Genomic DNA, 14,664 nt, shown 5'->3' with positions numbered 1-14,664 from the left:
CCGAGGTGTCCTGCCGGACGAGGCGGCCGGCCCGGGCCCCGGTGGAGAAAAAGGCCCGCTCGATTGACGCGGGGTTTGCACCGGTTCGGGCGCCCTTTTCCCCGAGAGTGTCGCCCGGCCTTCCCGGGTTCGTCCCCAAAAGAGACCGTGGCTCTCACTTGCCCCGGAAGGATCGTGTGTTAGAGTCCCGCCAACGTCATGCAAAGAGAGGTTTGGGAGGTGCGAGCCTGCAGACTTTTGCGGGGGATCGTCGCTGCCTGTGTGACCGGGTGTCTGATCCCTGCGACGCTTTCCGCTGCCGTCTTCACGGTCACAACCACCGCCGACAGCGGCCCTGGAAGCCTGCGCCAGGCCATTCTGGATGCCGAGGCAACCCCCGGTCCGGACACGGTGCGCTTTCAACTCGCCGGGGCCGGCCCGTTCACCCTCGGCCTGCAGAGTCCGTTGCCGGCCATTCGCGAGCCCCTGATCCTGGACGGCTCGAGCCAGCCCGGCTACAGCGGGACGCCGCTCATCGAGCTGAACGGTTCGGCGGCCGGAGCCAACGCCCATGGGCTTTACCTCCTGACCTCCAACAGCGTGATCCGGGCACTGTGCATCAACCGCTTCAGCGGCGACGGGATCCGCATCGAATTCGGGGGCAGCAATGTGGTGGAGGGCTGTTACATCGGGGTGACGCCCGACGGCCGTGCCGCTGCCCCCAACGCGCAGGGCGGCGTCACCGTACGCACGTCGGGCAACCGCATCGGCGGCACCCAACCGCATCAACGCAATGTCATCGCCGGAGGCAACCAGGGCGGCATCTTCCTGCTGGACGCACCGGCCTCGGGCAACGTAATCCAGGGCAATTACATTGGCGTGGACGCCACTGGGACCAATGCCCTCGGCAACGCGCAAAACGGGATTCTCATTTCGGCCGCTGCGGGCAACCGGGTGGGCGGCCGCGAGCCCGGGGCGGGCAACGTGCTGTCCGGGAACGGACAGGCGGGCGTTTATCTGATGGGCCCGGCGGCGCTGTTCAACCGGATCGAGGGCAATCTCATTGGTCCCGATGCCACCGGACGCCGCGCGCTTGGCAACCTGCACGGCGTGGTGATCCTGGGTGGAGTCAGCAACCGAATCGGCGGACTGGAGGCCGGCTCGGGCAACGTGATTTCCGGAAACCGGTCCAACGGCGTTCACATCACGATCGGCTTTGGCGGCGGCGGATCGTTCAACGAGGTGTTGGGCAACCGCATCGGCACCGACATTTCCGGGACCAACGGCCTGCCCAATCGCGGCCGTGGCCTGGAAATCCATCGGGCTTCGTTCAACCGGGTGGGCCCGGGAAATGTCATTTCAGCCAACGCGCTGAGCGGGATCGCAATCACCGGGACCGGTGCCGTCTCCAACGTGATTGCCGGGAATTTCATTGGAACGGACGCCACGGGACTGGCGCCGCTGGGCAACCAGTTCGATGGCGTGCTGCTGCAAGGGGTTTCCTCCAACCTCGTGGGGGGCACGGTTGCCGCGGATCGCAACGTGATTTCCGGCAATGCCGCCTATGGCGTGTATGTGAACGGCGCCGCAGCCCAGGGCAACCGCATCCAGGGCAATTTCATCGGCACTGACGTCCAGGGACGCCAGCCCCTGCCCAACGGGTTGTCCGGGATTCGCGTGGACGGCCCCGCCAACCTCGTTGGGGGCGAAGTGGCGGGCGCCGGCAATGTCATCAGTGGCAACCTCGAAAACGGCGTGTTTCTGGTGGAGCGCAGTGCCTCCAACAACGTGGTCGCGGGAAACATCATCGGGCTGGACGCCTCGGGCCACACGACCCTGGGCAATCAGGTGGCCGGCATCGGCATCACCAACGCCCCGGACAACCGCATCGGAGGCGGCATTCCCGAGGCGCGCAACTGGATTTCGGCGAATGCCGACAGCGGCATCTATCTCCAGGGGCCGTGGGCCACCCGCAACCGGATCCTCGGCAATTACATTGGCACCGATCGCACGGGCATGTTGGCCCGCGGCAATGTCCGAGACGGGATCTCGGGATATGATGCACCCACCAACCATGTGGGCGGCATCGCGGCCGGTGAAGGCAACGTTATTTCGGGCAACGGATGGAATGGCCTTTACCTGACGGGGCCCGGCACGCGCGGCTGGGTGATCCAGGGAAACTACATTGGCGTGCAGGCCGACGGGTGGAGCCCGCTCGGCAACACCTATCACAACGTGGAGTTTCTCACCAACAGCTCCCACCACCTCATCGGCGGCCCCGCTCCGGAAAGTTACAACCGCATCGGCTGGGCCCGGAGCAGCGGTTGGGACGGCATCCGCATCCGCAGCGGCTCCACCAATGTCACTGTGTTGGGCAATAACATCTTCAGCAACGGTGGCACGGCCCCCAATGGATTGGGCATCGACCTCGGCAACGACGGCGTGACGGCCAACGATGCGTGCGACTCCGACGGTGGGGCTAATTTCCAGCAGAACTTTCCCGTGTTGACCCAGGCGGTCGCCTCGGCCACAACGCTCGCCGTGCGGGGCTGGCTCGAAAGTGTCGCCGGCCGGACTTACACCCTGTACTTCTACGCCCACCCCACCAACGAACCCTCGAGCCACGGCGAGGGGATGTTCCCTCTGGGGCAGGCAGTGGTCACCACGGCGGGGAATTGTCGCGGCGTGTTTTCCGTCACCCTGCCGGTGTCCGTCCCAACGGGCATGTGGTTGACCGCCACCGCCACCGATGCCCAGGGGCACACTTCCGAATTCTCCCAGGCGATTCCCGTGCAGTCTGCGCCGCGCGTGGAGGTCCGCCGTTTACGGGCCTCCGGAGAGCTGGAGTTGCGGTGGTCGGCGGTCCCGGCCGGCTTTGTGCTCCAGCAGACCACCAATTTGACGCCTCCGGTGATCTGGTGGCCGGTCACCAACGCACCCGCCTTGCAGGACGCCACCTACCGAGTCGTCCTGCCGGCCCTGCCGTATCCGCAGTTCTTCCGACTGGTCCTGCCGTAAGATACGCTGACGCCCGTCTGTTGCGGCCCGGGCGCTGGTCCGTTCCGGGGGGCGTCGGCAGGGGTGCGACGAGCAAAGGGCCGACCCCGCAACTGCCGTGACACCTCTGGCCTGATCCCGGGCCGACCGGGACGCGGCCCCAGCAGTCCAGAGAGTGAAGCTGGCAAACCAAACGCGTACCACGGGTTCAGGGACCCCCGCCGAGGCGGTCAGGCGATCCGGCGATCGGGAGCCCCGCCTGTTGTCCCTGCACCGGAGGTCAGCCCTGCTACACCCGAACCATGCCCCTTGCCATTCGGCCGTCTTGCCATGCTCGCACCGAAGGTTGGGAGGCAGTCGGAAACGCACTCGGGCCGGCAGCAGATGGCCAACGCGGGCGAGGGCGAGGTGCCAGGGTGCACCGCTTGCATGAGCCGGCTTCCCTGCGAAGTGCCCGGTGGCCGGCCCGGCGGGGCTGCATGCTCAAGGTCCCGTCTCGAACCGAACCTTCCAGTGAAGAATCCCGGTTTCTGTCGGATGCCAGAGCACGCGGGCCAGGCCGTCCTCGGTCGTCATTTGCGCAGGCGCCCGCGCCGAGCCATCGCCCGGGAGAGCCTCCGCGGCCGCGACGCGCCAACGTCCCGTCGGCTCGGGTAGCACCATCCGGATCTCGTACGGGTCGGCAGCCACGACGCGGCTTCGACCGGACAACGTACGTGTGGCAGGGTCCCATGTTTCTTCGAGGACGTCCACAATCCCCTGGGTAACGTGGCGGGAAGTGCTGAGCAATTGGGGGTGATCGGCTCGAGGCCGCAACGCCAGGATGCGACAGGCGGCCGCGGGGACCTCGATTCGGAGGCGTTCTTGCAGGGGCGGCAGACGTTGTCGGTCCCAGAAATCGAACACGTCGTAAACCGTGTCGGGCCGCAGGTCGAGAGACTCAATGGGTTCGTCCACGGACCAGGGCTGACGGGTCCAGTTGAACAGGCCCAGCACCAGGCGCGGAGGCACAGAGCGGTCGTCCTTCAGAAGCCAAATCCGGGCAGGTTCGCGTTCGAACAGATCGGCGGGTCGGGACCGGAGTCCGTGTGGCGGGAGCGTGCGTTTGAGGATGTCGAGCCGTTCCGGTGGCAGCTCCGGTAACCAGTCGCTGTTCATCCAAAGATGGCCGCTGAGGGCCACCCAGGAGCAAAGCAGTCGCGCCTGCTCCAATGGAACCGTGGTTCGGACATACACCGGGTCCGGGTCATTGTACCAGATCCGTCCATGGAGGAAGTACTGCCGGGAGCTGAAGAGGGGACCGCGGAGAAGTCGCTCCCAGTCCGGTCCGTTGTCCGGCCCCCCGCGCATGGCATCAACCAGTCCGATGGCGCCGCCGTAGGAACGCATGTTCTGGGGGCCGTTGCAACCCAGCAGGAAAACGTCCGGACCCGCAATGGCACGAACCAGGCGCAGGCCCTCCCGGTACGCTTCGAGGTTGGAGCGGTGAGGATCGTGGAAGACGGCGTCGCCCATGTGATCTTCCTTGTAGCCGCTGTTGATGTATTGCTGTCGGGTGGCCGTGCCGGTCCAGAGTCCGTCAAGCTTCAGGTACCGGAAGCCCCATTCGTGGACGATGCGCCGGGTGACGTCGGCCACGTGGGCCCGCGCGCCCGGGTGAGTCAGATCCAGACAGGTCCCTCCCCAGGCCGTTTCGTAGGGTTGACCATCCTCGCGTCGGACAAACCAATCCTGATGCGACGCGAAGAACGGATCGTACCAGGTACCGGCAAAGGGCATGAACCAGAGACCCGGGATCAATCCCAGGGCGCGCAGACCGTCGGCGGCGGCTTTCATGCCGGAGGGATAGGGCCCCTGCGGGTCGTGTGTGGTGAAGTTGCGGCGCGGACCGTTGGTGGACACTCCCGCCTGCCACTTGTCGTCGATCTGCACCACGCGGAAGCCGTACGGCGCGAGCTCCCGGGCGGCGAACTCGGCCAGTTGCCGGAGGTGCACCTCGTCGGAGGCGCCGCCATGGGGGCGAGAGTACCAGGTGCAGTAGCCGGCAGGTTGCGGGGGCAGGCGAATCCGATACTGCCGTGCCACGGCCTCCGCCCATTGTTCCAGGCCCAGCCGCGCGTCCTCGAACCAGCCCACGGCCCAGGTCTCCGTGACGACCGTGTCTCCGGGACGCAGCGCCACGCGACCGTAGTCCAGCCGGGCGCGAACGCGAACGGTCTCCCCACCACCGTCAGTGAACCACACACCACTTGCGCGGTCGTGGGTGAGCCAACCACAGACGAGACCTTCGCGCGACCGGGGTCGCACCACTGCGAGCCATACATACGAGCCGGGATTCCGATCCGGATCGGCCAATCCTCCGGTGCCCAGGACCCGCCAGGGTTCCCGTCCCGATGCAACCGTCAGGAGCCCTTGCCAAAGCTCGATTCGCCGAAGTGTCCCATCCGAAAAGGCCTCGGCTCCAAAAGTGGCCAACCCCAGGACCAGCGGCAGGCCCGGATGGAGGCGGACCTGGAACTTTGCGTGACCCGGCATCGACAATTCCAGGGCCTGCCCTGTCCCGAAGACGGGATCTTCGATCGTGTAGAGCCGCGCCGGGTTGCCGGCACTTTCCGGTACTCGGATCTGAAGGAAGGTCTCTGGAGGCGCGCCTCGGGCCAGAATCAACTCCCCGCTGGTTGGAACCCAGCGCACGTCGAGCACCTCATTCGTGATCCGGGCTTGCTGCGCGCCTGCCGTCTCCAGACCGGCACAAGCCAGCCACGGCACCAACATTATGCCGGCGCACTTCATGACACGTGCAACCTTACGGGTTTCTCGCATGCCAGGGGTCTCGAATGAACGTATGAGCCTCTCGAAAGACGGTTGCGCGGGGTTCCGGCCGCTCGGACCTACTCCAGGCCACGATCCGTGAGTTCCTCTTCGCTCAACCCCAGATAATGCCCCAACTCGTGGAGATAGGTCGTCCGGACCTCTTCTCGGTAAACCTCTTCGTCGCCGCCGGCAAACTCCCACAGGTTCAGAAGGAACAAAATGATTTGAGGCGGCAACGGCACCTGGCCTTCCTCGGCGAAGGGCGCTCCGGAGAACATGCCGAGCGTGTCGGGCGCATAGCCTTCTTCCAACAGCGCCCGGCCGGGGCGCCGTTCCAGCGTCACCGGAACGGCGCGGGCGCGCGCCCGCAGCGGTGCGGGCAAGGCTTCCAGTGTCGCCTCCACTTCTCCGATGGCCAGACGTTTCAGCTTGTCCCAGCAAGGCTGCATGCCGTTCTCAATCGATGACCGGTGGGCCGCGGCGAGCAAACAACTTCCGGGTCCGATCCGGCGCCGCCGCTCGTCCGCACCTTTTGCGTTCCCAGCAAAACGCCAATCGTCCCGCGGGGAAAGGTCTTTTGTGGTCTGCCGGACCATGCGAACGCCTCGCACACCCTCCCGTCCGGCGCCGGTCTGAATCGTCAAAGGCAACCCCGGGTCTCCTTATGCTGCGACTCTACAGCCCGTACCCTCGCGTCCCACACCCGCACGAGCCCGGCCTTCGCGGCTCGCGCCTCTTCCACGGCGTCGGCTCATGGGGCGAGCGGCTCCGCCGGCGAGGGGACTTCCGTGCGGAGCCGCCCCCCCGTCGCATGCGGAAGACATCGCGCCACGCGTGCCTGGGGGAACGGAGGCATCGGCTGACAAGTCGGGCTCGTCCTGCAAAGTCGCCGGAGGGTTGTCCGAGATTCATCGGGTCGACGGCAACGCTTGCCTCCGTTCCCGCGTCGTCATCCCGTGATCCGACAGAGTGGGGCAGCGAGGTCCCGTCGACTTGCACGCCGCGAAGCGGACCCGGGTCCGGCCAGCCGCGGTCGGACTCGCTGGGGGCTCACCTGTTCCATGCGAGCCTCTCGAGGGACACGAGCATACGTGCACGCGCGATGAACCCTCCCCGGAACGGCTTGCTCTCTGGGACGCAGCCCGGCGTTGCCGCGGCTCCGGGGGTTGTGAGAAGCTGGGCCCGACGGACGATGCACCCGAACCTGGCCGTGGGTGGCGCGTCACGGGAGTCCTCATGACTGCGAAATGGATTGCGCTCGGTTTGTCCCTGGCAATTCCGGTGGTTGCGGAAACCGTCTGGCTCGACACCCTCGATCTCTCGACTTTGCGGCAGGGATGGGGCACGCCCCAAATCAATCGTTCCATACGTGAGCGGCCCTTGCAGATTGCAGGTCGGACGTTCGAGCGAGGCGTGGGCACTCATGCACAGAGCCGGTTTCGGCTTCACCTGGATGGGCAGGTGGATCGGTTTCGGGCGTGGGTGGGAGTGGACGATCATGCGCAGGGACCCGGTTCGGTCGAGTTCCAGATCCTGGGCGACGATCGCTGGCTGTTTCGCTCGGGGGTGATGCGACCGGGAGACGCCGCCCGAGAAGTGAACGTGGATCTGCGCGGCGTCCGGGTGTTGCTATTGCGGGTGACGGACGGCGGCGATGGCATCAGTTACGATCATGCGAACTGGGCGGAGGCGCGGTTCGAAGTGCGCGGGTCTCCACCGCGACCCGAGCCGGTGCCGGAAGAGAAGCCCTACCTGCTGACGCCGCCGCCGGGACCGGCACCTCGGATTTGCGGCCCAACCGTGTACGGAGCCCGGCCGGCTCGGCCGTTTTTGTACCGGATCCCGGTGCAGGGCGAGCGCCCCCTGCACTTCCGGGTTTACGGGTTGCCGCGCGGTTTGCACGTGGACCCGCGTACCGGAATCGTGAGCGGTACGACGCCGGCGGGCGCCGGGACTTACGACCTGACCTTCGAGGTCCGGAACCGTCACGGCGTTGCCTGGCGCTCCTTCCGGCTCATCCTGGGCGATCGGCTGGCGCTGACCCCGCCGATGGGCTGGAACCCCTGGTATGCCCACTATGACCGCATCACCGACTCCATCGTCCGCGAAGCCGCAGAGATCCTGGTCCGGAGCGGTCTGGCCGATGTGGGGTATCAGTATGTGAATCTGGACGACTGCTGGATGAACGCCGAGCAGCACGGCGATCCCCTCCGCGTGGGGCCTTTGCGGGGTCCGGCGGGCCGGATCCTGCCCAATGCTCACTTCCCCGACATGCGCGCCTTGACCGACTTCATCCACGCCCGCGGGCTGAAAGCGGGGATCTACGCCTCGCCCGGCCCCCGCACATGCACGGGCTTCGCCGGCAGTTTTGGCTTCGAGGCCCGGGACGCCCGACAATTGGCCGAGTGGGGCTTCGACTTCCTGAAGTACGACTGGTGCAGTTACAGCGAGGTCGCCCGCACGAATCCCGGCCCGGAACTGGAGAAGCTGCAACAACCCTATCGTCAAATGGGCCGGCTGCTCCGAGAACAGCCGCGCGACATTGTCTTCAATCTCTGTCAGTACGGCATGGGCGAGGTGTGGAAATGGGGTGCGGAGGTCGGCGGTCATGCCTGGCGGACCGGAGGCGACCTGGGGTTCGAGCTGGATCAATTGTTCGAAGTGGCCCTCCGGAACATTGCTCTGCGCGAGCACCAGAGACCCGGCGCGTGGAACGATCCCGATTACATTCAGATCGGCTGGATCGGGGATGCACGTTCGGCCGGGCCGCCCCGGCCGTGCCCCCTGACGCCGACCGAGCAGTACGCGTTTCTGTCCCTGTGGGCGCTGATGGCTGCCCCGCTCTTTTACAGCGGAGACCTGACGCGGCTGGACGTGTTCACCCTCAACGTGCTGGCAAATCCCGAGGTCATCGACATCAACCAGGATCCGCTGGGGCTCTGTGCCCGCCTCGTTCGCCAGGACGAAGCCACCTTCGTCCTGGCGAAGCCCCTGCAGAACGGAGACGTGGCCGTGGGACTCTGCAATGCGGGAGAATGCGCGGCGACCGTTGCCGTGCAGTGGACGGAGATTCCGGAATTGCGGCTTGTGCAACGTCCCGGCGCGGGAGAACCCGGGGCCCGACAACTCGTCCGGCTGCGGACCCGCGCCCCCGTCGTGCGGGACGTGTGGCGGCATCAGGATCTCGGCCGCTTTCCCGGGGGCTTCTCTGCCCGGGTGCCGCGCCGGGGCGTGATGCTCCTGCGGGTGTCCCCACCGGGATGAACCGACGGCGCCCGGAGTCCTCCGCGCCCATCTCAGGGGGTGGCCTCAACCCGGCGGCCAGCCCATTTTGCGTCCTCCGAGGATGTGCCCGTGCAGATGCGGCACCGCCTCGCCCGCGTTCGGGCCGCTGTTGAACACCATGCGCCAGCCGCTTTCGGCCAATCCCAACTGCCGGGCCACCTCGGCCGCTTTGACCATCAGGTGCCCCAGCAACGGGGCGTCCTCCGGGGTCACCGAAGCCAGGTTCCGAATCGGTTTGCGGGGCACGATCAGTACATGGGTCGGCGCCTGCGGATTGATGTCGCGAAACGCCACCACGTGCTCGTCCTGATACACGATTTGCGCCGGCAATTCGCCGTCCGCGATTTTTTGAAAGATGGTCTTGCTCATGGTGTTCTCGTGCGGCTTTTCCTTTTGTGTTCCAGGCCCCTCGCACCGGCCGGCCACGCCGGCGCCATGGGCGTGTTCAGGGTCAGTCCACCACCAACAGGCACTCTCCCGGGGCCGCCTCGCGCAAGCAGGCCCGTAAATAGTCCACGATGCGGTCGCGCAACGCCTCGCATCGCGGACACCAACGGCGCGCCCCGGCCAGGCGTTTCACGCAGGCGCGCAGGCCGTGAAACTCCACCCGGCCCGGCGAACGCTGCAACTGCATTCGAACCGCCCGACGCAGCTCGGGAAAGAACAACAATTCAGTCCGCCCGGCCGCCTCTGCCAACAACCGCAGATCGGCCGACGGGACCCGGTCGGCGGGAACCTCTGGCGAGGCGCCGGCCGGCCGCTCCAGATACTCCCGGATCACCTGTTCCAGCGCCTGACTGAATTCCTCCGGCGTGACCGTGTCGCGCGCCTGCTCGTGGCGAAAATAGTGGAACACGGCCTTGACCATTTGCTCCAGGTACTCGTGATCCACCCGTTGGCAGCCCTGCCCGGCCAACAGCGCAGTGATCCGTTCCGCCGAATAGGGGATCCGTTCCCCGCTCGACAGTTCGAACAGCAGATAATCCGTGGCCAACAGAATCATGACGTCCCCTCCAAGCGGCGTACCTCCTGAACAAAATCGGTTGCCTCCTGAAACCGGCGGTACACGCTGGCAAACCGCACGTAGGCAACCTGGTCGAGGCGTCGGAGTTCCTCCATCGCCAGTTGACCAATGACCTCGGCCGGCACCTCCCGGTCGTATCGTTCTTGCAGGGCCTGCATCACCCGCTCGATCAGGGCCTCGACCGCCTCGGTACTGACGGGGCGTTTTTGGCAGGCCTTGGCGATGCCCGCCGCCAGCTTTTCCCGCGAAAAGGGTTCGCGCCGCCCGTCCCGCTTCAACACCACCAGGTTCTCGTGTTCGATGTGTTCGTACGTGGTGAACCGGTGTCCGCAACGGGCGCACTCGCGCCGTCTCCGAATGGTCGCCCCTTCGCGTGAGGTGCGGGAATCCACCACGCGGTCCTCGAGACATCCGCACTTGGGACAGCGCATAAGCGGCCGCTACAGCCCGTAGCGGCTTCCTCCACTTAGCACCCCAACCGCTGGGGTGTCAAGCGATGTGTGCAGAAACTTCACCGCCTTTGGCACAGAATCCGCTAAGCTGGGGCGCAACCCACCATCCTGCCGGAAGGTTCTCCGGAAACCGCGCAAGCGGACTTCTGCTTCCGCCCTCTCCACTGGGAGCCGATCCCATCAGCCCGGGGAGAAAGGGCCCCTTCCAAGACCCGGCCACCGGAGAATCCACACCCTGGGCGGGCCGCGTCGTCACGAAGGCGCCCGGTTGCTCCATTCGGCCAGGAACCCGTCGCAGCCCCAGGGCACCCCGCCTCAGCTTGTCCATTCAAAACGACCTGCAGGAACAGCGTCCCAGACGGTCGTGCTCTTCAAGCAAGGGACGCTCTTCGCAAGGGTCCGAATGCGTCACGGCAGCCGAAGGCGAGAGTTCACCCTCCTCGATGGGCTTCCCAGCTTTTGGTGCTGCTCTCTTTCCGCCGGGTCTTGCCCATGCCCGACCGTGGTGGTTCGAAGCTTGGATCAGTCCACGGGGGAGCGGCCCTGGCCGGGCTCGGTTCTGCCCCGAACTTGGCCGTTTTCATTCGGTGGCTGGCGGGGCATCGGCGGGCGCAGCCCACTCCTTGCGGCGGCATGCATGGGTTTGGGCTCAGCGACGAATGCAACCCGAACCAGTTTCGTGGGCACATTGGGGGGACCTTGCGTCCGGTTGCGGGAGAAGATCCTGGATGGTCCCTTCGAGGTCGGCCTCGAGGAAAGACTTGAATTCCGGGCGAGCTGCGATAGGGTGAGGAGGGTTGCGCGCTTAGCTCAGCGGTAGAGCATCAGTATCACACACTGGGGGTCGCAGGTTCAAATCCTGCAGCGCGCACCATCTTTTTTTTGACTCCTTGAGCCCGGGGGCTCCGGCGGCTCACGGCGGCCGTCAGGATCCCTCGCGGCACGCGCGGGGGACGCAGCGATTCCGAGCCGACCTTCAACTCGCCGGGAGCCGGGTGAGTTGGAGGCAAGTGGTGGGCCGGAGTTGAGGCTTGCGAGGTCATCGGAACCGTCGTAAGGTGGAATACACTCGAGGGCGCACCCGTAGCTCAATTGGATAGAGCATCTGACTACGGATCAGAAGGTTCCAGGTTCGACTCCTGGCGGGTGCGCCAGTTTTTGCTGAGGCAACGGTTGCCGCCACCGCAGGTGCCGATTCCACCGGGGGTCGATGGCTCGCACCGCCACAGCCGGGCCGGGCGTTTGTCGAAGATTGTTTTGGCGGCGCAGCGGTGGCGTGACCGTGTCCGGTGCGTTCGCCATTCTCCAGCCAGCGTCCAGGGCCCCTTTGGCAAAAACCCGACCCGCCCAAAGGTTCACGGTACGCCGCAGGGGGTCAGGGGAGCCCTTGGATGCGTGCCCCGGTGTGCGTATGGACCTCGCCAAGCTGCAGCAGCCCGGGCGGCCCTGAAATCCATGCGACACGGTCCTGCTCGCTTCGTTTCCGGTTTCGAGCCCGGCGTCCGTCAGGGGGAGTTGTGCGGCCCGCCGAACCGTGCCGGGATTCGGGGGCCGCGCCACTGCGGGCGTTAACTCGCGGAATTTCCACTTTGCCACCCTCGATGGGCACCTAGAATGAGGTCATGGATGTGAGCACCTTCCTGGGACAGTTCCCGGCTCGGCGCATGCGCCGGTTGCGACAGACACCCGCGCTGCGTCGTCTGGTGGCGGAGACCGGCTTGCAACCCTGGCAACTGATCTGGCCGCTGTTTGTTCGCCCGGGCCGCAAGGAACGCCGTCCGGTCTCTTCCATGCCCGGGGTGTATCAGTTGTCGGTGGACGAGGTAGTCCGGGAGGTGGATCAAGCCGTGTCGGCTGGCGTGTCCGCCGTGCTGTTGTTCGGCATTCCGGATCGCAAAGATGAAAAGGCCAGCGGCGCATATGCCCCCAAGGGAGTGGTCCAGCAGGCCATTCGCGCGCTGAAACGGGAGTTTCCCGATTTGATCGTGATCACGGACGTTTGCTTGTGCGAGTACATGTCGCACGGGCATTGCGGTGTGGTGGAGCAACGCAGGGGCAGGGTTCGGATCGCCAATGATCCCACCCTGACGCTGTTGGCGCGCACGGCCGTCAGCCATGCCGAGGCCGGAGCGGACATGGTGGCCCCGAGCGACATGATGGACGGGCGCGTGGCCGCCATTCGCGCGGCGCTGGACCGCGAGGGATTCGAGGAAATGCCCATTCTCTCCTATGCGGCCAAGTTCGCGTCGGCCTTTTACGGGCCGTTTCGGGAGGCAGCCGAATCCGCCCCAAAGTTTGGGGACCGCCGCAGTTACCAAATGGACCCGGCCAACGCGCGCGAGGCGCTGCGCGAGGTCGCCCTGGATGTGGCGGAGGGAGCCGACCTGGTCATGGTCAAGCCCGCGCTGGCCTACCTCGACATCCTGCACCAGGTAAAAACGACCTTCGGGCTTCCGACCGTCGCTTATGCGGTGAGCGCGGAGTACTCGATGATCAAGGCCGCCGCGGCTCAGGGTTGGATCGACGAACGAGCCGTCACCCTGGAAACACTCTTGGCCATCCGACGTGCAGGCGCGGACCTGGTGATCACCTATGCCGCGCCGCAAGTCGCACGGTGGCTCCGGGAGGGCTGAGCTCCGCAGGCGGCGCGACGGTCGGTTCTGGAGCTTTTCCAACTCCTGCCCCTCGAGCAGGCACTGGCTACGGAGGTTGTCCCGACAAAGGCGGTGCGGCGCGGCCGTCGCAGCGCAGGAACTCCCCGAGTGCATCCCCCTATCCAAGTCGCTTGCGCTCGGACTGACGCGCCGGACCGCGCCAGGTTGCAAGGGAAACCAAATCCGGCTTCGGCAAGAACGGCTGCCATGCGCACTTCGAAGCGAGGCCCTCCCAAGGGCGGAGGGACAAAGGGTGCCCAACCCGCGGTGCTCGAACCGGGGTATGGACCCGCCAACGTTACCGGATGGTCAAATACCCCCAAACCAGCAGGCCAATGATGATCAGGCCGACCACCGCAAAGACCGCCCAAAAAAGAAGGCCGGTTTTGTCCTCCTTCTTGGCGAACCCGGTCTTTTTGAGGTCCGCCGGGCGCGCGCCGCTTTCCAATTCGCTGAGACTGACGCCGCGCGGGATGGGGGAGGTTTGTCCCAGGGGCTTTTTCGGCGGCGCCCCCGGCGCCGGAGGGGCGCCCGGAGCAGAGGTGGGCGCCGGACTGGGCGCCGGGGCCGCAGGGGCGGTCGTGCTCGCTGCTGGAGCAGTCACCGCCGTAGGTGCAGTATCCTCCTCCAAACGGAGTTCGACTGCGCCCAGCCGCAGGATTTGGCCCGGTTTCAAAACCGCCTCCGTGACGGGTTCGCCATTGATGAAGGTGCCGTTGGTGGACTGCAAATCGCGGACCACAATGTCCTGTCCGCGGATGTAGATCTCGCAGTGGTGGCTCGAGACGGACGGCTCCGGAATTTGAAAGGTGTTGTCCTCCAGGCGGCCGATGGTGATTTTGTCACCCTTCAGCTCGTGGGTACGACCGGCGAATCCCTCTGAGAGGACAACAAGTTTGGCCATAAACGCGTCAGCTTACCCGTGCGAGGGCGATTATTGCCGGGGCCGGTCTCAAGTCAAACCCTATTCCCTCCGGAACTGCGTGCGCACCTCGCGACCCTCGATCGCAACTCTCAAGGCCACGAGCCCCGGCGCCAAGAACCGCTCCAACACCTCCTGCATGCCGGGCGTCGGCGTCCCAAAGGCCCCCGGCCAACCTGCGGCGATCATGTGACCTGGCCGCCCCTCTGCCGTAATGCGCGCCGGCTCTCACCAGCTCCGCCGACAACACGTCGCCCGCGGCTGCTGCTTCGCTTTTCAACCGCCCGCCGACACATCGGTGGCTCTCGCAACGCCGACCGCGACCGACGCCACCAGCGCGGCTGACTCTTCTCCCTCACTGAACTTTCGCGTGCATCCGAAACGACCTTCACCCAATCTCTTGAACCTTCGAAAACAAGGTCGTTGCCCCGGGGTCACGGCACCCGCCGGACGCTGAACGAAGGCAGTTGCAGACACGGCCCCTTGCGAAAGCGCGCGCAGGGGTCCCACAAATCCACCCCGACTTTTAAGCGAGAT

Annotated in this window: 10 protein-coding genes and 2 tRNA genes; 5 read left to right on the top strand and 7 right to left on the bottom strand. The window is 65.8% G+C overall.

Annotated elements, in window-relative coordinates; all coding sequences use genetic code 11:
* The first annotated feature begins 198 nt into the window (after nucleotides 1–198).
* Nucleotides 199–2,997 carry a beta strand repeat-containing protein gene (locus ACPDIT_RS03985; RefSeq protein ID WP_423441758.1) on the top strand — a complete coding sequence of 933 codons (2,799 nt, stop codon included), beginning with the start codon at nucleotides 199–201 and terminating at the stop codon, nucleotides 2,995–2,997.
* 462 nt (nucleotides 2,998–3,459) lie between these two features.
* On the opposite strand, the gene ACPDIT_RS03980 is transcribed toward ACPDIT_RS03985, so the two are convergent.
* Both ACPDIT_RS03980 and ACPDIT_RS03975 read right to left on the bottom strand, forming a co-directional pair.
* Nucleotides 3,460–5,769, bottom strand: coding sequence for a glycoside hydrolase family 36 protein (locus ACPDIT_RS03980; RefSeq protein WP_423441756.1), 2,310 nt, complete (start codon nucleotides 5,767–5,769; stop codon nucleotides 3,460–3,462).
* A gap of 98 nt (nucleotides 5,770–5,867) precedes the next feature.
* Entirely contained in the window at nucleotides 5,868–6,239 is a 372-nt protein-coding gene (locus ACPDIT_RS03975) for a metallopeptidase family protein (RefSeq protein ID WP_423441754.1), read from the bottom strand.
* Between the two features lie 787 nt (nucleotides 6,240–7,026).
* Between ACPDIT_RS03975 and ACPDIT_RS03970 the strand changes: the two genes are divergently transcribed.
* Complete coding sequence (locus ACPDIT_RS03970; protein WP_423441753.1) at nucleotides 7,027–9,054, top strand: NPCBM/NEW2 domain-containing protein; 2,028 nt, start codon at nucleotides 7,027–7,029, stop codon at nucleotides 9,052–9,054.
* Nucleotides 9,055–9,099: 45 nt separating this feature from the next.
* Here ACPDIT_RS03970 and ACPDIT_RS03965 read toward each other — a convergent pair whose 3' ends face one another.
* The 3 genes from ACPDIT_RS03965 to nrdR all read right to left on the bottom strand — a co-directional run bounded on the left by ACPDIT_RS03965 (nucleotide 9,100) and on the right by nrdR (nucleotide 10,530).
* Nucleotides 9,100–9,444, bottom strand: a complete 345-nt coding sequence (locus tag ACPDIT_RS03965) for a histidine triad nucleotide-binding protein (RefSeq protein WP_423441751.1) — start codon at nucleotides 9,442–9,444, stop codon at nucleotides 9,100–9,102.
* 82 nt (nucleotides 9,445–9,526) lie between these two features.
* The gene (locus ACPDIT_RS03960) at nucleotides 9,527–10,078 is read right to left on the bottom strand and encodes a hypothetical protein (protein ID WP_423441749.1); all 552 of its coding nucleotides are present in this window, start codon (nucleotides 10,076–10,078) and stop codon (nucleotides 9,527–9,529) included.
* Nucleotides 10,075–10,530, bottom strand: a complete 456-nt coding sequence (nrdR, locus tag ACPDIT_RS03955; RefSeq protein WP_423441748.1) for a transcriptional regulator NrdR — start codon at nucleotides 10,528–10,530, stop codon at nucleotides 10,075–10,077. Before nrdR ends, ACPDIT_RS03960 begins: the two co-directional genes overlap by 4 nt.
* A gap of 820 nt (nucleotides 10,531–11,350) precedes the next feature.
* On the opposite strand from nrdR, the gene ACPDIT_RS03950 reads away from it, so the two are divergent.
* The 3 genes from ACPDIT_RS03950 to hemB all read left to right on the top strand — a co-directional run bounded on the left by ACPDIT_RS03950 (nucleotide 11,351) and on the right by hemB (nucleotide 13,184).
* Nucleotides 11,351–11,425 (top strand) — tRNA-Val (locus ACPDIT_RS03950).
* 203 nt (nucleotides 11,426–11,628) lie between these two features.
* Nucleotides 11,629–11,705: transfer RNA gene (locus ACPDIT_RS03945), tRNA-Arg, on the top strand.
* A 468-nt stretch (nucleotides 11,706–12,173) separates the two neighbouring features.
* Nucleotides 12,174–13,184 carry a porphobilinogen synthase gene (hemB, locus tag ACPDIT_RS03940; protein WP_423441746.1) on the top strand — a complete coding sequence of 337 codons (1,011 nt, stop codon included), beginning with the start codon at nucleotides 12,174–12,176 and terminating at the stop codon, nucleotides 13,182–13,184.
* A 319-nt stretch (nucleotides 13,185–13,503) separates the two neighbouring features.
* On the opposite strand, the gene ACPDIT_RS03935 is transcribed toward hemB, so the two are convergent.
* Together ACPDIT_RS03935 and ACPDIT_RS03930 are read right to left on the bottom strand one after the other, a co-directional pair.
* Nucleotides 13,504–14,109, bottom strand: coding sequence for an FHA domain-containing protein (locus ACPDIT_RS03935; RefSeq protein WP_423441744.1), 606 nt, complete (start codon nucleotides 14,107–14,109; stop codon nucleotides 13,504–13,506).
* A 60-nt stretch (nucleotides 14,110–14,169) separates the two neighbouring features.
* Nucleotides 14,170–14,316, bottom strand: coding sequence for a hypothetical protein (locus ACPDIT_RS03930; protein WP_423441742.1), 147 nt, complete (start codon nucleotides 14,314–14,316; stop codon nucleotides 14,170–14,172).
* Nucleotides 14,317–14,664: the final 348 nt, after the last annotated feature.

This window comes from Limisphaera sp. VF-2 (assembly GCF_049537125.1).
Classification (GTDB): Bacteria; Verrucomicrobiota; Verrucomicrobiia; order Limisphaerales; family Limisphaeraceae; genus Limisphaera.
This window is presented reverse-complemented; position numbering and strand designations above follow the sequence as displayed.